The 19950-nt window shown below is 42.9% G+C and carries 11 protein-coding genes, 2 tRNA genes, 3 rRNA genes, 1 pseudogene and 1 other annotated feature; of the genes and pseudogenes, 13 read left to right on the top strand and 4 right to left on the bottom strand.

The features are described from left to right. Positions 1–12: 12 nt before the first annotated feature. The 3 genes from pheA to bamD all read right to left on the bottom strand — a co-directional run bounded on the left by pheA (position 13) and on the right by bamD (position 2849). Entirely contained in the window at positions 13–1185 is a 1173-nt protein-coding gene (gene pheA / locus M1F26_RS04345; RefSeq protein ID WP_004264832.1) for a bifunctional chorismate mutase/prephenate dehydratase, read from the bottom strand. 26 nt (positions 1186–1211) lie between these two features. Further along, positions 1212–1329: a sequence feature (Phe leader region), on the bottom strand. Positions 1330–1469: 140 nt separating this feature from the next. Then, the gene (raiA, locus tag M1F26_RS04350) at positions 1470–1802 is read right to left on the bottom strand and encodes a ribosome-associated translation inhibitor RaiA (protein WP_036958924.1); all 333 of its coding nucleotides are present in this window, start codon (positions 1800–1802) and stop codon (positions 1470–1472) included. Between the two features lie 315 nt (positions 1803–2117). Beyond that, positions 2118–2849: an outer membrane protein assembly factor BamD gene (gene bamD / locus M1F26_RS04355; RefSeq protein ID WP_004264835.1), complete on the bottom strand. Its 732-nt coding sequence runs from the start codon at positions 2847–2849 to the stop codon at positions 2118–2120. 137 nt (positions 2850–2986) lie between these two features. On the opposite strand from bamD, the gene rluD reads away from it, so the two are divergent. The 13 genes and pseudogenes from rluD to megL all read left to right on the top strand — a co-directional run bounded on the left by rluD (position 2987) and on the right by megL (position 18453). After that, entirely contained in the window at positions 2987–3964 is a 978-nt protein-coding gene (gene rluD, locus M1F26_RS04360; RefSeq protein ID WP_004264836.1) for a 23S rRNA pseudouridine(1911/1915/1917) synthase RluD, read from the top strand. Beyond that, the gene (gene yfiH, locus M1F26_RS04365) at positions 3964–4698 is read left to right on the top strand and encodes a purine nucleoside phosphorylase YfiH (protein WP_140172705.1); all 735 of its coding nucleotides are present in this window, start codon (positions 3964–3966) and stop codon (positions 4696–4698) included. Before rluD ends, yfiH begins: the two co-directional genes overlap by 1 nt. A gap of 123 nt (positions 4699–4821) precedes the next feature. Then, positions 4822–7395: an ATP-dependent chaperone ClpB gene (gene clpB, locus M1F26_RS04370; protein ID WP_094962020.1), complete on the top strand. Its 2574-nt coding sequence runs from the start codon at positions 4822–4824 to the stop codon at positions 7393–7395. A 619-nt stretch (positions 7396–8014) separates the two neighbouring features. After that, positions 8015–9554, top strand: a 16S ribosomal RNA gene (locus tag M1F26_RS04375). 65 nt (positions 9555–9619) lie between these two features. Further along, positions 9620–9696: transfer RNA gene (locus tag M1F26_RS04380), tRNA-Ile, on the top strand. Positions 9697–9834: 138 nt separating this feature from the next. Next, positions 9835–9910, top strand: a tRNA-Ala gene (locus tag M1F26_RS04385). 325 nt (positions 9911–10235) lie between these two features. Next, positions 10236–13429 (top strand): 23S ribosomal RNA (locus tag M1F26_RS04390). Between the two features lie 137 nt (positions 13430–13566). Continuing rightward, positions 13567–13682, top strand: a 5S ribosomal RNA gene (gene rrf, locus M1F26_RS04395). The 16S, 23S and 5S rRNA genes sit together here with 2 tRNA genes alongside, the layout of an rRNA operon. A gap of 310 nt (positions 13683–13992) precedes the next feature. Then, positions 13993–14784: an endonuclease/exonuclease/phosphatase family protein gene (locus tag M1F26_RS04400; RefSeq protein WP_180359564.1), complete on the top strand. Its 792-nt coding sequence runs from the start codon at positions 13993–13995 to the stop codon at positions 14782–14784. 59 nt (positions 14785–14843) lie between these two features. Next, positions 14844–15425: pseudogene (locus M1F26_RS04405) on the top strand (DUF1287 domain-containing protein). A 216-nt stretch (positions 15426–15641) separates the two neighbouring features. Beyond that, positions 15642–16829: an FAD/NAD(P)-binding oxidoreductase gene (locus M1F26_RS04410; RefSeq protein ID WP_140172978.1), complete on the top strand. Its 1188-nt coding sequence runs from the start codon at positions 15642–15644 to the stop codon at positions 16827–16829. A 13-nt stretch (positions 16830–16842) separates the two neighbouring features. After that, a complete protein-coding gene (locus M1F26_RS04415) occupies positions 16843–17235 on the top strand; it encodes a hypothetical protein (protein ID WP_094960905.1) in 393 nt (130 codons plus the stop codon). Between the two features lie 15 nt (positions 17236–17250). Beyond that, positions 17251–18453 (top strand): methionine gamma-lyase, encoded by a 1203-nt coding sequence (gene megL / locus M1F26_RS04420; RefSeq protein ID WP_200129278.1) that lies wholly within the window; start codon positions 17251–17253, stop codon positions 18451–18453. Positions 18454–18529: 76 nt separating this feature from the next. Here the strand turns inward: megL and M1F26_RS04425 are convergent, their stop codons facing one another. Beyond that, complete coding sequence (locus M1F26_RS04425) at positions 18530–19897, bottom strand: amino acid permease (protein WP_109911998.1); 1368 nt, start codon at positions 19895–19897, stop codon at positions 18530–18532. Positions 19898–19950 lie beyond the last annotated feature (53 nt).

Genomic DNA, 19950 nt, shown 5'->3' on the forward strand with positions numbered 1-19950 from the left:
ATTATATTTTAATTAAGGCGTAATTTTTTCAGGTTCAACAGGAACCACATTTTCGGATGGGTAGCAGCCTAATATTTTAATTGACCTAGTAATTGTTGAAAGCTCTCTTAAAGCTTGTTGCATATTATCTGAACGTAAATTGGCATGCACATCAACATAAAACATCTCTTCCCATGGTTTTCCATTTATTGGGCGTGATTCTAACTTGCTCATGATTATCTTATTATTTTTCAAGATAACTAATGCATCAACTAAGGCACCAGCTTGTTGGCCAGTGGTCAGAAGCAGTGTTGTTTTAGCCGGTACTTGTTCAGTGACTTCAATTGGTTGTGGTGCAACAACAATAAAGCGTGTCATGTTAATTTGCTGATTAGCGAGATTATGCTCTATTACGCTTAAATCGTATAAGGCGCCACCGGCTTCACTTCCAAGTGCCGCGACACTCGGTGAGTTTTGGTCTGCGACCATTTGCATTGCAGTTGATGTGCTATCACAATATTTTATTTCCCAGTGTGGGAATTGTGCTAAGTATTGGCTGCATTGTTGGAAAGGCTGAGGGTGGCTATACACGGTTTTGATCTGGCTGAGATCGGTATTTCCTGTTGTTAAGAGGCAATGGTTAATTGGGAGCCGAATCTCTCCGACGATTGATAATGATGTATTTTGCAGTAAATCGTAAACATCGTTAATTGCGCCCGAACTGGTGTTTTCTATTGGTAAAATGCCATATTCCGCTTGCCCATTTTCAACTAATGAAAAAATATCTTGGAATTTATGGCAACTGCATTCAACTAGTTGGTCAAAATGACGGGCTGAGTACTGGCGTGCCGCAATGTGTGAATAAGAACCTTTCGGCCCTAAAAATGCGAAACGCGCGGTATCACTAGGGGTTAAATTTAAATGCTTTTGTAAAATAGCCTGTTGCGTAAGAACAGAGTCCTCAATAATCATCTGGAATAGGCGAGTGATATAAAAGCCATCAAGCCCTAGCGGTTTGCCTTTGTTGATTAAAACATCAAGAAGCTGGCGCTCACGGTCTTTATCACGAATAGGGCGGCTATCATCAATTTTTGTTTCAGCGACTTCAACAGCATAACCACGGCGCTTTGCTAAAAGATTTAGTAATTCACTATCCAGTTGACTTATTTTCTCTCTTACTTTTAATAAATTAGTGCTGTTTTCCATGCTGCCCACCCTGTTAATATCATGATATAAAAAAAGCCCCCTAGAGGGGGCTTTCTAATTTTGTCTTCTTTTCTTTCTCGAACGACAAAAGCCCCCAATTAGGAGTTGCTAAAGAAGAAAAAGAAAACAAAATTAAGATTCATATGAACACCTTTAGTCAGATTCAATTTAAATAAACCCGATACTCACTAAGAAGTCAATAGGTAAGGATCATAAACATAAAAAAACGCGCCCATGGTGAGCGCGTTTATAAGGTTCAAGATTAGTTGATAGATAATATAAAATTATAACGTAACAGTATTATTCGCTTCTTTTACACTATTATATGCTCTTCTTGATTCTCCTTTATGTTGCACTTTATTAAGTTGTCTTTCGAGTTTGTTAATTAGTTCATTAATTGCAACGTACATATCTTCATGCTTGGCACTTGCGACCAATTTTCCTGTCGCTGTTTTTATGTTGGCATCAACCATAAAACCTTGTGGCTCTTTTGATAATACGACATGCGTATTTATTAGAGATACTTGCCACTTATCGAGTTTTGTTAGACGGCTCTCAATGTGCTCACGAATCGCTGGGGTAATGTCCATTTGTTTGCTAGTAATGTTCACTATCATATAGTTACCTCTCATTGTTTCCGTCTTTGTTGGTTTCAGAATACCCGTTCTTGCTAAGAAAAAATTGATGTAGATCACATCTCATTCAGGGGAAGAGTAACAGCTATCTGAAGTGTGATTTCACATAAAAAAGGGGCGAAAAAGCATTGCCAAAATGAATGGATTAAGGGACACTGATTGAGTTGGCTAGGGGAACGGTAAATAGCCGGAACTTTTTTTGGGTTAAAATTAGTACCCTAAATGAGCAAGCAACTAAATCGCCGCTAGCAAAGAAAAACAGCAGCCATGGCTGCTGTTTTAGATCGCACGATGATATTATTGTGGGTTTGCAGCAATAATACTCGCAACTTTATTCGCTTCTTGGTTTAGCCCCATCTCATTATAAGCAATTTCCATGTATGCTAAGGCATTACGTGTTGCTTCTGTGTCTGGGTAGTCTTTTAGCATTTGTTGAACACGATTAACAACCGCGACATAAGCACCACGTTTGTTGTAGTATTCGACAACAGAAAGGTCGAATTTCGCTAAGCGGTCTTTTAAGAAGACTAATCGCTTACTCGCATCATTGGAGTATAAGCTGTTAGGATAGTAGCGAACTAACTGACTGAAATCTTTGAATGCAACTCGTGCATGCTGTGGGTCTCTGTCTGAGCGGTCAATACCAAAGAGGCCTTGCAATAAGCTATCATCCAGAGCCATCGCGGTTAAGCCTCGCATATAGAGGACATAATCAATATTTGGATGAGTTGGGTTCAAACGCATGAAACGGTCAATTGCGGCTATCGCCATTGGCAGCTCTGCTGATTTATAATATGCATAAATCAGGTCTAATTGAACCTGCTGAGCATATGGACCAAATGGATAACGGTTATCAAGAGCTTCAAATTGTTTAATCGCTGCTTTAAAATTGCCGTCCTGTAATTTTTGCTGACCCGTTGCATATATTTCAGCAGGGGTGCTATCAGGGCTGACTTCAGGAGTGCTGGAACAGCCGACTAAAATCAGGCTCAACGTGGCTGCAGCCACCAGATTTTTCATACGTATCATCACGTGTAGGTTATCCTCTGAGTGTTTCGAGGGAGTCTATTCATAAGGCTCCCGGCAAAATTCGAGTTACAATAGCATATATTTTAAATGAAACGGCACTGCCGTCAAAATACAAACACCAAAAAGTAGATTAATTTATGGCTCAACAAGTACAACTTAGTGCAACTATCGCTGAATCACAGCTTGGTCAACGTTTAGATCAGGCTTTGGCCGAATTGTTCCCTGATTATTCACGTTCTCGCATAAAAGAATGGATTTTAGCTGATAGAGTGCAGGTTAATGGCAAAGTTATCAATAAGCCAAAAGAAAAAGTTTTTGGCAGCGAACAAATTTTAATCGACGCCCTCATTGAAGAAGATAATCGCTGGGAACCACAAGATATCCCACTTAATGTGATTTATGAAGATGAAGATATCCTAATTATTAATAAACCGCGTGATTTAGTTGTCCACCCTGGAGCAGGAAATCCAGACGGTACAATTCTTAATGCGTTGTTATATCGTTATCCTGAAATTGCTGATGTGCCGAGAGCAGGTATTGTTCATCGTTTAGATAAAGACACGACAGGCTTAATGGTTGTCGCAAAAACAGTTCCAGCTCAAACACACCTTGTAGAAGCATTGCAACGTAGAGAAATTACGCGTGAATATGAAGCGGTTGCGGTCGGCCGTATGACAGCGGGTGGCATGGTAGAAGAACCTATCTCTCGTCATCCAACTAAACGAACCCATATGGCTGTGCACCCAATGGGCAAACCCGCTGTAACGCATTATCGTGTGATGGAACACTTTAGAGCCCATACTCGTTTACGTTTACGTCTAGAGACGGGAAGAACTCACCAAATTCGTGTTCATATGGCCCATATCAATCATCCATTAATTGGTGATCCTTTATACGGTGGCCGCCCGCGCCCACTAAAAGGGGCGACCGAAGAATTTTTAGAGGTCATGCGTAATTTTGATAGGCAAGCACTGCATGCCACCATGTTACGCTTATATCACCCAATCTCAGGTATTCAAATGGAGTGGCATGCACCGTTACCTGATGATATGGTTAAGCTTATAGAAGCTCTAAAAGCAGACACTGAACTGCATAAAGACGATATGGACTGGTAATGAATACATTGATTTTCCCTGATTGGCCGCAACCTAAAAACATAGCTAGCTGTAGTACAACTCGAGTGGGTGGTGTGAGCCTGCCACCTTTTGATAGCTTGAATCTAGGTGATCATGTTGGGGATATACCCAATGCCGTCAGTGAAAATCGTCAACGCCTTGAGGCGCTTGCTCAGCTACCACAACAACCAGTTTGGCTTGAGCAAGTTCATGGAACGGATGTGCTTCAGCTTGTTGGTGATAAAATTCATAATAGGCAAGCGGACGCCGTGTACAGTAATCAGATTGGCCAAGTTTGTGCCATTATGACTGCGGATTGCTTGCCTGTGTTATTGACTAATCAAGCAGGAACGGAAGTGGCAGCAGCCCACGCAGGGTGGCGCGGGCTATGTCATGGGGTTCTTGAAAATACAATCAATCAATTTATTAGCCCTGCAAATGAAATTATCGCTTGGCTTGGCCCCGCTATTGGTGCTGAGAAATTTGAAGTCGGTAAGGAAGTCAAAGAGGCTTTTGTTAATCAATCATCTGATTTAACCTCTGCTTTTGTTCCTTATAATGATAAATATCTCGCTGACATTTATTTATTAGCACGTAAAAAACTACGGGCTGCTGGCGTAACGAAGGTCTATGGTGGTGATTTTTGTACAGTAACAGATGAAAACAGATTTTTTTCCTATCGAAGGGAAGGAAAAACCGGCAGGATGGCTTCATTGATATGGATAAATACCTAGTATTGGGGTTTTGTTCTAAATTAACGGATATATCAAAAATAATTCCTTGCAAAACTTGAATATTTAAAAACTGACCTCATCTAGTATCCAGTAGCAAATTTAATCTCATTTATTGGAGGTGTTATGCGTCTGGACCGTTTAACTAATAAATTCCAGCAAGCTCTCGCTGACGCCCAATCACTAGCCCTTGGGCGCGAAAACCAGTTTATTGAACCTATTCATCTATTAAGTGCCCTGTTTAATCAAGAGGGTGGCACAGTTCGTCCATTGCTGACGACGTTAGGCGTGAATGCCGTACAATTCCAGCAAAAAGTCGAAGATGCATTAGGGCGTTTACCTCAAGTGCAAGGTGTTGCGGGAGATGTTCAACCATCAAGTGACTTAATGCGTCATTTGAATTTATGTGATCAGTTGGCACAAAAGCACGGAGATGAATTTATCTCCTCAGAATTATTTCTTGTCGCCGCTTTAGAAGCCAATACGACATTAGCAGACATGCTCAAAGCAGCAGGTGTTAATAAAGATAATTTAAAAAAGGCAATAGAACAGATGCGTGGTGGAGAAAAAGTGAATGACCAAAGCGCTGAAGACCAGCGTCAAGCCTTGAAAAAATATACGGTTGATTTAACTGAACGTGCAGAGCAAGGCAAATTAGACCCAGTAATTGGTCGAGATGAAGAAATACGTCGGACCATTCAAGTACTGCAACGTCGTACTAAAAATAACCCTGTGCTGATTGGTGAACCAGGTGTAGGTAAAACAGCAATTGTTGAAGGGTTAGCACAACGTATTGTTAATGGTGAAATTCCAGAAGGGTTAAAAAACAAACGTGTATTATCCCTTGATATGGGGGCGCTGATTGCGGGTGCGAAATATCGTGGTGAGTTTGAAGAGCGTCTGAAAGCTGTTCTAAATGATCTTGCCAAACAGGAAGGTAACGTCATTCTGTTTATTGATGAATTACACACCATGGTTGGTGCAGGTAAAGCAGATGGTGCGATGGATGCGGGTAACATGTTAAAACCTGCGTTGGCTCGCGGTGAATTACACTGTGTTGGCGCTACCACATTGGATGAGTATCGCCAATACATTGAGAAAGACCCTGCATTAGAGCGTCGTTTCCAAAAAGTGTATGTGGCTGAGCCATCCGTTGAAGACACAATTGCTATTTTACGTGGTTTAAAAGAACGTTATGAACTGCATCACCACGTGCAAATAACTGACCCTGCGATTGTGGCAGCGGCAACGTTATCGCATCGCTATATTACTGACCGTATGTTACCCGATAAAGCGATTGATTTAATTGATGAAGCGGGTGCAAGTTTACGTATGCAAATGGATTCGAAACCTGAATCCTTAGATAGGCTGGAACGCCGTATTATTCAGCTCAAACTTGAACAGCAAGCGCTGAAAAAAGAATCGGATGATGCAAGTAAAAAACGTCTTGAGATGTTAGAAGAAGAGCTCGCAGAGAAAGAACGTGAGTACTCTGCGTTAGAAGAAGAATGGAAAGCTGAAAAAGCATCATTAACAGGTACTCAGCATATTAAAGCTGAACTTGAAAATACACGTATCGAGATGGAAAAAGCACGCCGTATGGGTGATTTGGCAAAAATGTCCGAATTGCAATACGGTAAAATTCCAGAATTAGAGAAACAGCTTGAAGCGGCAACCAAAGCTGAAGGCAAAAGCATGAAACTGTTACGTAATAAAGTAACAGATGTCGAAATTGCTGAAATCTTAGCTCGTTGGACTGGCATCCCTGTATCTCGAATGCTAGAAAGTGAAAGAGAAAAGCTGTTACGTATGGAACAGCAACTCCATCAGCGTGTTATTGGACAAGATGAAGCGGTAGTTGCAGTATCGAATGCAATTCGTCGTAGTCGTGCAGGGTTATCAGACCCGAACCGCCCAATTGGCTCGTTTATGTTCTTAGGGCCAACAGGGGTAGGTAAAACTGAATTGTGTAAAGCGTTAGCAAATTTCATGTTTGATAGCGATGATGCAATGGTTCGTATCGATATGTCTGAATTTATGGAAAAACATGCGGTATCACGTTTAGTGGGTGCACCTCCAGGGTATGTCGGTTACGAAGAAGGTGGGTATTTAACTGAAGCGGTTAGACGTCGTCCATATTCAGTCATTTTATTGGATGAAGTTGAAAAAGCACACCCTGATGTTTTCAACATTTTATTACAAGTGCTTGATGACGGGCGTTTAACGGATGGACAAGGTAGAACAGTAGACTTCCGTAATACGGTGATTATCATGACATCTAACTTGGGTTCTGACTTAATCCAAGAAAGATTTGGCATGATTGGTTACTCAGAAATGAAAGATATGGTGATGGAAGTGGTATCCCATAGTTTCAGACCTGAATTTATTAACCGTATAGATGAAGTTGTTGTATTCCATCCATTAGGTAAAGAGCAAATTACGAATATTGCCAATATTCAATTGGCTCGTTTATATAAACGTCTTGAAGAGCACGGTTATGAAGTTAGTGCGACACCTGCTGCACTGGAGAAAATTGGGGAGGCTGGTTTTGACCCAATCTTCGGAGCAAGGCCATTGAAACGCGCAATTCAGCAGGAAATTGAGAACCCTCTGGCACAAGAAATCTTGTCAGGTAAGTTATTACCAGGTAAACCTGTCGTTTTAGATGTAGAAAATGACGAAATCGTTGCTAAACAGTAATTGATATTATTGTAAAATCAAAAGGTGGCTATTGTTAGCCACCTTTTTTATATCAAATTACGTATAAAACCGCTTTTTTTGCTTGATAATTGGGCGTAAAGCATAAAATATCACCACTTAAAAATTATTTTCAAAAAAACACTTGCCAGATTTTTCTGACTCCCTATAATGCGCCACCACTGACCGGGAACAAGACAACGCAAAGCGCGATGAACACTGAAACGGCAGCGAGAGATTCTGAAAAGAAAAAGCAAAAAATTGCTTGACTCTCACGGAGGAAAACGTAATATACGCCTCCTCGCAGCAACGACCGAAAGGTTGGTTTTCATAAAGAAAAGCTGCAACGCTCTTTAACAATTTATCAGACAATCTGTGTGGGCACTCACAGGACACTATCAAAAAAATATTTGATTTTAAGTCTTGAAGAGTGACTAACACGTTAATTCATATATATGAAATAAGGTAGTAACGCTTATTTTGGAAGGATAACGCGAAGGCGAGCAAAGATAACCCGAGACAGTACTTAGGTACGGCGAGGGGAAGCGATGCGAAGCCGACAAAGTTAGCCGAACAAAAGAACGTTACGGTCAGTAAGACATTCTTTGAGCATCAAGCTTTTTAATTGAAGAGTTTGATCATGGCTCAGATTGAACGCTGGCGGCAGGCCTAACACATGCAAGTCGAGCGGTAACAGGGGAAGCTTGCTTCTCGCTGACGAGCGGCGGACGGGTGAGTAATGTATGGGGATCTGCCCGATAGAGGGGGATAACTACTGGAAACGGTAGCTAATACCGCATAATCTCTAAGGAGCAAAGCAGGGGAACTTCGGTCCTTGCGCTATCGGATGAACCCATATGGGATTAGCTAGTAGGTGAGGTAATGGCTCAACTAGGCGACGATCCCTAGCTGGTCTGAGAGGATGATCAGCCACACTGGGACTGAGACACGGCCCAGACTCCTACGGGAGGCAGCAGTGGGGAATATTGCACAATGGGCGCAAGCCTGATGCAGCCATGCCGCGTGTATGAAGAAGGCCCTAGGGTTGTAAAGTACTTTCAGTCGGGAGGAAGGCGTTGATGCTAATATCATCAACGATTGACGTTACCGACAGAAGAAGCACCGGCTAACTCCGTGCCAGCAGCCGCGGTAATACGGAGGGTGCAAGCGTTAATCGGAATTACTGGGCGTAAAGCGCACGCAGGCGGTTGATTAAGTTAGATGTGAAATCCCCGGGCTTAACCTGGGAATGGCATCTAAGACTGGTCAGCTAGAGTCTTGTAGAGGGGGGTAGAATTCCATGTGTAGCGGTGAAATGCGTAGAGATGTGGAGGAATACCGGTGGCGAAGGCGGCCCCCTGGACAAAGACTGACGCTCAGGTGCGAAAGCGTGGGGAGCAAACAGGATTAGATACCCTGGTAGTCCACGCTGTAAACGATGTCGATTTGAAGGTTGTTCCCTAGAGGAGTGGCTTTCGGAGCTAACGCGTTAAATCGACCGCCTGGGGAGTACGGCCGCAAGGTTAAAACTCAAATGAATTGACGGGGGCCCGCACAAGCGGTGGAGCATGTGGTTTAATTCGATGCAACGCGAAGAACCTTACCTACTCTTGACATCCAGAGAATTTAGCAGAGATGCTTTAGTGCCTTCGGGAACTCTGAGACAGGTGCTGCATGGCTGTCGTCAGCTCGTGTTGTGAAATGTTGGGTTAAGTCCCGCAACGAGCGCAACCCTTATCCTTTGTTGCCAGCGACTCGGTCGGGAACTCAAAGGAGACTGCCGGTGATAAACCGGAGGAAGGTGGGGATGACGTCAAGTCATCATGGCCCTTACGAGTAGGGCTACACACGTGCTACAATGGCGTATACAAAGAGAAGCGACCTCGCGAGAGCAAGCGGAACTCATAAAGTACGTCGTAGTCCGGATTGGAGTCTGCAACTCGACTCCATGAAGTCGGAATCGCTAGTAATCGTAGATCAGAATGCTACGGTGAATACGTTCCCGGGCCTTGTACACACCGCCCGTCACACCATGGGAGTGGGTTGCAAAAGAAGTAGGTAGCTTAACCTTCGGGAGGGCGCTTACCACTTTGTGATTCATGACTGGGGTGAAGTCGTAACAAGGTAACCGTAGGGGAACCTGCGGTTGGATCACCTCCTTACCATTGAAGTGTTTTTGTGAAGTGCTCACACAGATTGTCTGATGAAATAGAGTAGCGGTATCGATAGGCTTGTAGCTCAGGTGGTTAGAGCGCACCCCTGATAAGGGTGAGGTCGGTGGTTCAAGTCCACTCAGGCCTACCACTTTTCTCTTATGCTGCGTTATGGCTCAGCTCGTTTACCCAAAAGTAAACTTCGCTAATCCACGCCTTGCCTAAGAAAAAAGACCTCCGAATAAGAAAATCTTATAAAGAGATTCATTGATACCGAAAATACCTTTATGGGGCTATAGCTCAGCTGGGAGAGCGCCTGCCTTGCACGCAGGAGGTCAGCGGTTCGATCCCGCTTAGCTCCACCATAATTTTTCTGATTATTCAGAATAGATTAGTAATAGTCTATTGCGAATAATTATGCTCTTTAACAATCTGGAACAAGCTGAAAATTGAAAACAACGCACATTGTTTATCGCTTAAACAATGTGAGAGTCTCTCAAAATTTCAGACCTGAAATTTTCGGTCACTTTAGCGAGTGGCATGAGCGAGCAGTCAGTCCTTCGCGGCGGCCAGCGCACAGCAAGCGCAGCATACATAAGTATGTGAGCATTGCGAGCACTGCCCAACAAAGAAGGAATGCACGCACAGCCATGACAGTAAGGTGAACGTTGAAACAATTTCGGGTTGTGAGGTTAAGCGACTAAGCGTACACGGTGGATGCCTAGGCAATCAGAGGCGATGAAGGACGTGCTAATCTGCGATAAGCGTCGGTAAGGTGATATGAACCGTTACAACCGACGATTTCCGAATGGGGAAACCCAGTGCAATTCGTTGCACTATCGTTTGATGAATACATAGTCAAACGAAGCGAACCGGGGGAACTGAAACATCTCAGTACCCCGAGGAAAAGAAATCAACCGAGATTCCCCTAGTAGCGGCGAGCGAACGGGGAGCAGCCCAGAGTCTTAATCAGCATTAGCATCAGGAGAACGGTCTGGAAAGTCCGGCAGTAAAGGGTGATAGCCCCGTATCCGAAGGTGTTAGTGTTGTGAACTCGACGAGTAGGGCGGGACACGTGTTATCCTGTCTGAATATGGGGGGACCATCCTCCAAGGCTAAATACTCCTGATTGACCGATAGTGAACCAGTACCGTGAGGGAAAGGCGAAAAGAACCCCGGCGAGGGGAGTGAAATAGAACCTGAAACCGTGTACGTACAAGCAGTGGGAGCCCCATCACTCAAGTGCCTCGGCAATTGAGTGAGGGTGTAAAACCATCACAATAACAGCGCAGGATTTGCCAACAAGATTGGCTGATTTTTTCAAGCCGCAGCGCAGTGGACATCGAAGTCCATGAGCAGCGGAAGTTAAAAAATCGGGCAAGATTGGCCGCAAAGCCAAGCGGGACATTTGAGGATGGGGTGACTGCGTACCTTTTGTATAATGGGTCAGCGACTTATATTCTGTAGCAAGGTTAACCGTATAGGGGAGCCGTAGGGAAACCGAGTCTTAACTGGGCGAATGAGTTGCAGGGTATAGACCCGAAACCCGGTGATCTAGCCATGGGCAGGTTGAAGGTTGGGTAACACTAACTGGAGGACCGAACCGACTAATGTTGAAAAATTAGCGGATGACTTGTGGCTGGGGGTGAAAGGCCAATCAAACCGGGAGATAGCTGGTTCTCCCCGAAAGCTATTTAGGTAGCGCCTCGTGAACTCATCTTCGGGGGTAGAGCACTGTTTCGACTAGGGGGTCATCCCGACTTACCAACTCGATGCAAACTACGAATACCGAAGAATGTTATCACGGGAGACACACGGCGGGTGCTAACGTTCGTCGTGAAGAGGGAAACAACCCAGACCGCCAGCTAAGGTCCCAAAGTCATAGTTAAGTGGGAAACGAAGTGGGAAGGCTCAGACAGCCAGGATGTTGGCTTAGAAGCAGCCATCATTTAAAGAAAGCGTAATAGCTCACTGGTCGAGTCGGCCTGCGCGGAAGATGTAACGGGGCTAAACTATGCACCGAAGCTGCGGCAGCGAACGTATCACTTAAACTGATTAAGTGATACTCAAATGTATCAAAACGATTGACGGAGCGAAGCGACGTCAATGCGTCCAACAAAGTCGAGGCGGAAACGTCAGGCAGTCAGTTTAAGGATACGTTCGTTGGGTAGGGGAGCGTTCTGTAAGCCTGTGAAGGTGTGCTGTGAGGCATGCTGGAGGTATCAGAAGTGCGAATGCTGACATAAGTAACGATAATGCGGGTGAAAAACCCGCACGCCGGAAGACCAAGGGTTCCTGTCCAACGTTAATCGGGGCAGGGTGAGTCGACCCCTAAGGCGAGGCAGAAATGCGTAGTCGATGGGAAACGGGTTAATATTCCCGTACTGGTGATAATTGCGATGGGGGGACGGAGAAGGCTAGGCTATCCGGGCGACGGTTGTCCCGGTTTAAGGATGTAGGCAGGTGAATTAGGCAAATCCGGTTCACTACATGCTGAGGTCCGACGACGAGTCACTACGGTGATGAAGTAGCTCATGCCCGCTTCCAGGAAAAGCCTCTAAGCTCTAGATTATCATTAATCGTACCCCAAACCGACAAGGGGTCGGGTAGAGAATACTCAGGCGCTTGAGAGAACTCGGGTGAAGGAACTAGGCAAAATGGTGCCGTAACTTCGGGAGAAGGCACGCTGGCATTAGGTGAAGTGGTTTACCCATGGAGCTGAAGCCAGTCGCAGATACCAGCTGGCTGCAACTGTTTATTAAAAACACAGCACTGTGCAAACACGAAAGTGGACGTATACGGTGTGACGCCTGCCCGGTGCTGGAAGGTTAATTGATGGGGTTATCCGTAAGGAGAAGCTCTTGATCGAAGCCCCAGTAAACGGCGGCCGTAACTATAACGGTCCTAAGGTAGCGAAATTCCTTGTCGGGTAAGTTCCGACCTGCACGAATGGCGTAATGATGGCCAGGCTGTCTCCACCCGAGACTCAGTGAAATTGAACTCGCTGTGAAGATGCAGTGTACCCGCGGCAAGACGGAAAGACCCCGTGAACCTTTACTATAGCTTGACACTGAACATTGAGCCTTGATGTGTAGGATAGGTGGGAGGCTTTGAAGTGTGGACGCCAGTCTGCATGGAGCCAACCTTGAAATACCACCCTTTAATGTTTGATGTTCTAACGTTGCCCCATTATCTGGGGTGCGGACAGTGTCTGGTGGGTAGTTTGACTGGGGCGGTCTCCTCCCAAAGAGTAACGGAGGAGCACGAAGGTTGGCTAAGCATGGTCGGACATCATGCGGTTAGTGCAAAGGCATAAGCCAGCTTGACTGCGAGAGTGACGGCTCGAGCAGGTACGAAAGTAGGTCTTAGTGATCCGGTGGTTCTGAATGGAAGGGCCATCGCTCAACGGATAAAAGGTACTCCGGGGATAACAGGCTGATACCGCCCAAGAGTTCATATCGACGGCGGTGTTTGGCACCTCGATGTCGGCTCATCACATCCTGGGGCTGAAGTAGGTCCCAAGGGTACGGCTGTTCGCCGTTTAAAGTGGTACGCGAGCTGGGTTTAGAACGTCGTGAGACAGTTCGGTCCCTATCTGCCGTGGGCGTTGGAAGATTGAAAGGGGCTGCTCCTAGTACGAGAGGACCGGAGTGGACGCACCACTGGTGTTCGGGTTGTCATGCCAATGGCATTGCCCGGTAGCTAAGTGCGGAAGAGATAACCGCTGAAAGCATCTAAGCGGGAAACTTGCCTTGAGATGAGTCTTCCCTGACTCTTTAAGAGTCCTAAAGGAACGTTTAAGACTAAGACGTTGATAGGTTGGGTGTGTAAGCGTAGCGATACGTTGAGCTAACCAATACTAATGAACCGTGAGGCTTAACCTGACAACACCGAAGGTGTTTTAGAGAGATGGAGTTGTTTTCGAGAAGTGAGAAGCCGGAAGGTGAAGGACACGCAGCTTGTTTGAGATTGAGGTTCTGGTTTAGTGAAGAAAAAACTAAACGGGAACACACAGAATTTGTCTGGCGGCAATAGCGCGGTGGTCCCACCTGACCCCATGCCGAACTCAGCAGTGAAACGCCGTAGCGCCGATGGTAGTGTGGGGTCTCCCCATGTGAGAGTAGGGAACTGCCAGACATTAAATTAGTGAGAAAGCCACCCATTGGGTGGCTTTTTTGCGTTTGGAGAAAAAAAGAAAAACAGTGGGTGTTGAGATTAGGAGGGGGGCCTAACATACTTATCATTTCAAAGGGAGTAGTAAAAGAAGGCATGGAGCATTACCCCTTTATAGATAGCGCTAATGAAAAACTTAAAGACCCTAGGGTTAAGATGGCAGTTACATTAAATTTGATAAGCTATAACACCTCAAATTTGATATACTACCTACAGTAACTAATCAAAAAGTGTAAGATTTTCATTATTTTTCTGTGATATAGGGACTTCAAATTTGGCGAAAAGAACCTATTCTGTTCGGTATATTGCAGGTGAGCCCGCTAAACGTATTCAGCCCATGCCTGTACATATGTTAGGAGAATCACTTCCAATAGGTTTACCGCTATTTGCTGCAGGTGAAACTCTTGATGTGGTTACATGGAACATTTATAAGCAGCAGCGTCCAAATTGGAAATATACACTTAATGAGTTAGTGAAAGATAGAAAACTTATTTTGTTGCAAGAAGCTCAAATGTCACCTGAGCTAATATCTTTTGCTGCATCACATAAATTAATTGCTGACCAAGTACCTGCATTACCTTTTTCTCCTCATCCCGCAGGTGTGATGACACTTGCTGCTTCACACCCAATATATTGCTGTCCTTTAAGAGAAAAAGAACCACTTTTACGGTTAACTAAATCTGCGTTGATTACGGTATATCCCCTACCAAATGGAAAACACTTGATGGTAGCGAATGTTCATGCAATTAATTTCAGTTTTGGAGTAGATGTTTATACTCGGCAACTAAGTAAATTAGGTGTTCATATTGCTAAACATGTAGGGCCAGTAATCCTAGCGGGTGATTTTAATGCATGGAGTAGACAGCGTGTGAATGCGTTGAAACGATTTATTCGCAGTGTAGGCTTGAAAGAAATTGTATTTAGTGATGATTACCGTACTAAGGCTTTTGGTCGTCCTTTGGATTACGTGTTTTATCGTGGATTGAACGTTAAAGATAGCACTGTACTACCGACAGATGCTTCTGATCATAACCCTATTATGACCAAATTTACGCTTTCTAAGTAATTAAGATCATCTCCCTTATTTTTCCTCGTATTTAATTGTAGATTCGATGAACTACTTTTATGGGGAATATCAGATTGAAATCATCGTTTTTATACATTCTTTTCTTTTTTGCACAAATAGCTAATGGGTCTAGCTTATTGTTGGCAAAACATGCTGAACAGTTGCCTCGTTTAGTTATTTATGACTCATCTTATCGACAAATTTCTTATCCAAATGGTGATGTGCCCGAACAATATGGTGTCTGTTCTGATGTAGTTATACGAAGCTACCGAAAAATTGGTATTGATTTACAAAAATTAGTACATGAAGACATGAAAGCAAACTTTAGTTAATATCCCAGCCAACGTATATGGGGATTACGTAAGCCAGATACAAATATTGATCATCGTCGTGTACCTAATTTAGAGGCTTTTTTCTCGCGAAAAGGGAAAAAAAAGCCTATATCAAAGAATGCCAGTGATTATATTCCCGGCGATATTGTCTCTTGGCGTTTAGATAATGGTCGGCCACATATCGATGTTGTAACTTCGATAAAGTCACCAAGTACACAAAGTTATTTAGTTATGCACAATATTGGATATGGCCAAGTTGCTGAAGATGTTTTATTTCGTTGGGATATTGTTGGACATTATTCTTATTAAGTGAGATGGTTTTTATATAATATAATTTCCTGGCTTATAATTTTCAAAATTAACTTATTCAAGAGATTTTATATATGTAAGTGATTAGTTTTAATTGTTGTTTTTAAAATTATATTCTAATTATTGTATTAGCATTAATTCACTATGAACTATATTTATAACAGGTAGGTGGTATGTCGTATAGAATTTAATTATATATAAATGGTGGCTAATGTTATGAAAAATATAGTTATTGTTGGCGGTGGAACGGGTGGGACGATGCTAGCAAATACACTTACTAGAAAATTGAGTAGAGAAATTTTTTCGAAGAAAATAAAAATAACATTAATTACTGATAATCCAATCCATTATTATAAACCTGCATTTATGTATGTTGCTTTTAATTTATTTTTTAAGGATGAACTGAGTCGCCCTGAAAGAGAATTGCTAAGACCTGAAATAGAGTTAGCCATTGATAAAATAGAGCATTTTGATTTTAAAAATAAAGCGCTAAACTCTAAGCATGGAAAAAAATATAACTATGATTTTCTTGTGATTGCAACAGGTTGCGTACCTAAACCTGAGCGAATTGAAGGTTTAAAAGATATCGGTAACCACTTTTATGCATATGAAGCATCGAGAAAGCTAGCAGATCAACTTGCCAAGATTGAAAAAGGTCGAATTTTTATTACGGTATCATTCCCTGAAACGCCAAATGTACCCCATCAGTGTGGCATCGCGCCGATGGAAACAACATTAATGATTGATGAATTTTTACGTAAACGTCGAGTTAGGGATAGTATTGAAATCGTTTATACCTATCCAACAGTTTCACAATTATTGCGTAACTGTTTATTCATGCAACAACCTGTTTGTGAAGTTATTCCTGAAGTATTTACTGCTAAAAATATTAAAGCTCAGAGAGGGTTTACTTTAGATAAAGTTGATCCAGATAAAAAAATAGCTTATTCGAAAGAAGGTGATGAGCAAAATTTCGACTTATTGATCAGTACTCCGCCAATTACCGCGGTTGAGGCAGTTATTAATACCGGATTAAGTGAGCATAATAATGGTGAAGGTTGGTTACCTACCGACCATGAAACTATGCAAGTTTATGGTGTTGATGGCGTTTATGTTATAGGTGATACCGTTGATTTACCGATCAGTAAAGCAGGTGGAAGCTGTCATAATCAGGCCGCAATTATAGCTGATAATATTTGCGGAGAATTAATTTATGGTTATCCCGCAGCTATCTATGATGGGCGAGTTCAAGCTGTTGCCCAAATGGGATTAACTGCAGGGATGCCTTTACAATACGATTATAAACACGATGTTATTCCTACGCCTCCGACTAAATTAGGGGGATTACTAAGAAATGGCTTTAATAGAGGTATTTATTGGGCTGCTATTCGTGGCTTAGTTTAAGGAGGAAATCAAAATGTCTAATAATGAAAATCAAAGTAAACTAATTGAACTTCTTAATTCTGAGTCGGGTGATCATTTCGCAGACAAATTAGCACCGCTATTACAATTGAATCGTTTAGATAATATTGTTGATTTACTTTCTCTAATTTCTGACCTTATTGACATTACTGATAATAGCACGGTAGAAAAACTGGCAAACTCATTTGAGGATACTCTAGCGCCAGTCTGGGAATTCGGCACTGCATATAATATGGCTAAAATGGAGGAAATATATAATAGTAAAAATCCAAATTTTCGTTCTGTGTATGCTTTATTAAAAGATCCAAATACATTACGTGGAATTAGTACCGTTTTACGAACCTTGCAAATAATGGGTTCTCGATTGTCTTCCCCCCAAGAGGGATAATATTTCGGAGGTGGTATGATATTAGATAGACTGTATTCTTTTGATACGCGTGTGATACATAATTACTATGATGCAGCCGAAAATTTAGGATCACTAGCTTCTCCTATTTATCAAACGTCAACTTACGTATTTGATAGTGTTGAAGAAGGTGCCGCTTGTTTTAGCGGTGAATCGGATGGGTATATTTATACACGAATAAATAACCCAACATTAAGTTTGTTGGAAAAGCGGCTTGCTGATTTAGAAGAGGGGGATGCCGCAATTGTATTTTCTTCAGGGATGGGGGCAATAACATCAACCCTTTGGACCTTACTAAGCCCAGGAGATGAGCTGTTAGTTGATATGACGGTTTATGGCTGTACATATGCGTTCTTTCATCATGGATTAGCTCGATTTGGTGTCAAAGTTCGTCACATTGATATGAGTGACCCAAATAATGTGGCACAGGAACTCACTGAAAAAACAAAGATGATATTTTTCGAATCACCTGCAAACCCAAATATGCGCTTAGTTGATATTAATGCTGTAAGCAATATCGTTCATCAATATAACCTTGCAAATAACCAAGAAATATTGGTGACAATAGATAATACCTATTGTACTCCTTACATTCAAAAACCACTTGAGCTTGGGGCGGATATTGTTGTTCATTCATTAACGAAATATATGAATGGGCATGGTGATGTGATGGCTGGCGCTGTTATAACAACTGAGGAATTAGTGAAGCAAATCAGATTGGTTGGGCTGAAGGATATGACTGGAGCATGTTTATCCCCTCATGATGCAAACCTGATATTGCGAGGAATGAAAACACTGCCAATCAGAATGGAAAGGGTGGTTGAGAATGCACAGAAAGTTGCAGAATATTTGGCTTCGTTATCTGAAGTTTCTCAGGTTATGTATCCAGGTTTACCGAATTTTCCGCAATACTCATTAGCTCAAAAGCAGATGAAGCTACCCGGGGGAATGATTGCTTTTGAACTTAAAGGGGGCCTTGAGGCGGGTAAGCAGTTTCTGAACCGTCTACAGCTATTTTCTTGTGCGGTTAGCCTCGGTGATTGTGAGTCATTGGCTCAGCACCCTGCAAGTATGACCCATTCTACTTACACTGCTGAGGAACGAAAACAGTATGGGATTAGTGATGGGCTTATTCGTTTATCAGTTGGGCTAGAAAGCGCTAATGATTTGATTGCCGATATTAAGCAAGCGCTCTTTTGATACCACAATAGGTAACAAAAGGCCCTATATCATATATATATAGGGCCTAAATTCACTTTACGAATACTTTAGTCGATTAAGATTTTTGAAATTTACGCATGACAAAGAAGGTGACGCTCAATATAGCGACCCATGCAAACCCGACGAGAAGGGCAACTTGTGTATCTTTAAAGAAGCCAAGTAGCGCGATAACAAAGACCATAAATGCAATAGTAATTGCAGGGCCAATCGGCCAAAATGGAACTGGGAATTTGAGTTTTTTAACTTCTTCAGCGCTCATTTGGCGACGCATTGCGACATGAGAAAGTAGGATCATTAACCAGACCCAAACAGTTGCAAAGGTTGCGATTGATGCAATAATCACAAAGATTTTTTCTGGAAGTAGGTAGTTCAAATACACGCCGAGTAACATTACCACGGACATCACCATCACAGTGACCCAAGGCACCCCACTTTTCGTTAACTTGGTAAAGACTTTTGGTGCCTGCTTGTCTTGAGCCATACCATACATCATACGACCAGCACCAAAAATATCACTATTGATAGCTGAGACGGCTGCTGTGATCACCACGATATTTAAGATATTTGCCGCTGATTGAATACCTAAGCTATCAAAAATTTGGACGAATGGACTGCCATTCTGACCAATTTGATTCCACGGATAGATGCACATCAGAATAAAAAGTGTTAACCCATAGAATAATAAAATACGAATGGGTACTGCATTGATTGCTTTAGGAATAGTTTTTTCTGGATTTTGTGCTTCACTGGCGGTAATACCGATCACTTCGATACCCCCAAAGGCGAACATTACGATAGCTAAGGATGCAATAACACCTTCAATACCGTTAGGCATAAAGCCACCGTGTTCCCAGAGATTTTGGATACCCACCGCATGGTCAGTTTCTTGGCCGAAACCGTAGAACATTAAGAAGGTACCACCAACAATCATTGCGATGATTGCGGAGACTTTCACGATAGACAGCCAAAATTCCATTTCACCGAAAATTTTAACATGGCATAAATTGAGCGCACCAATAAATAGCACGATACTTAATACCCATACCCATTGGTCAACATGTGGAAACCAGAACCCCATGTACATCCCGAAAGCGGTAATATCAGCCAAGCACACGACTAACATTTCAAATACGTAGTTCCAGCCAGTCAAAAAACCAGCGAGGGGGCCCATGTAATGGCTAGCGTAGTGAGAGAATGAACCGGGTACTGGGTGATGCACTGCCATCTCGCCTAAGGCTCGCATGACCATAAATACAGCGGCACCACCGACCATATAAGCGAGTAAAACTGCTGGACCTGCCGCTTGAATGGCAGAAGCAGACCCATAAAACAAGCCGGTACCAATCGCTGACCCTAAAGCCATAAAGCGAATGTGCCGAACACTCAGTCCCTTTCTGAGTTGATTTTGTTCACTACTTTGCATGTCTTTTCCTGTCTTTTTCTTCGTTCGATATATTGTTCCGAATAGGCTTTCGG

The organism is Providencia sp. PROV048, assembly GCF_033688165.1.
In the GTDB taxonomy this organism is placed as follows: Bacteria; Pseudomonadota; Gammaproteobacteria; order Enterobacterales; family Enterobacteriaceae; genus Providencia; species Providencia hangzhouensis.

Excerpts from the sequence above, each read along its gene's own strand:
- raiA (WP_036958924.1), bottom strand. The coding sequence starts at position 1,802 with ATGATAGTGAACATTACTAGCAAACAAATGGACATTACCCCAGCGATT.
- yfiH (WP_140172705.1), top strand. The coding sequence starts at position 3,964 with ATGAATACATTGATTTTCCCTGATTGGCCGCAACCTAAAAACATAGCT.
- M1F26_RS04410 (WP_140172978.1), top strand. The coding sequence starts at position 15,642 with ATGAAAAATATAGTTATTGTTGGCGGTGGAACGGGTGGGACGATGCTA.
- pheA (WP_004264832.1), bottom strand. The coding sequence starts at position 1,185 with ATGGAAAACAGCACTAATTTATTAAAAGTAAGAGAGAAAATAAGTCAA.
- bamD (WP_004264835.1), bottom strand. The coding sequence starts at position 2,849 with ATGATACGTATGAAAAATCTGGTGGCTGCAGCCACGTTGAGCCTGATT.
- M1F26_RS04425 (WP_109911998.1), bottom strand. The coding sequence starts at position 19,897 with ATGCAAAGTAGTGAACAAAATCAACTCAGAAAGGGACTGAGTGTTCGG.
- megL (WP_200129278.1), top strand. The coding sequence starts at position 17,251 with ATGATATTAGATAGACTGTATTCTTTTGATACGCGTGTGATACATAAT.
- M1F26_RS04415 (WP_094960905.1), top strand. The coding sequence starts at position 16,843 with ATGTCTAATAATGAAAATCAAAGTAAACTAATTGAACTTCTTAATTCT.
- rluD (WP_004264836.1), top strand. The coding sequence starts at position 2,987 with ATGGCTCAACAAGTACAACTTAGTGCAACTATCGCTGAATCACAGCTT.
- clpB (WP_094962020.1), top strand. The coding sequence starts at position 4,822 with ATGCGTCTGGACCGTTTAACTAATAAATTCCAGCAAGCTCTCGCTGAC.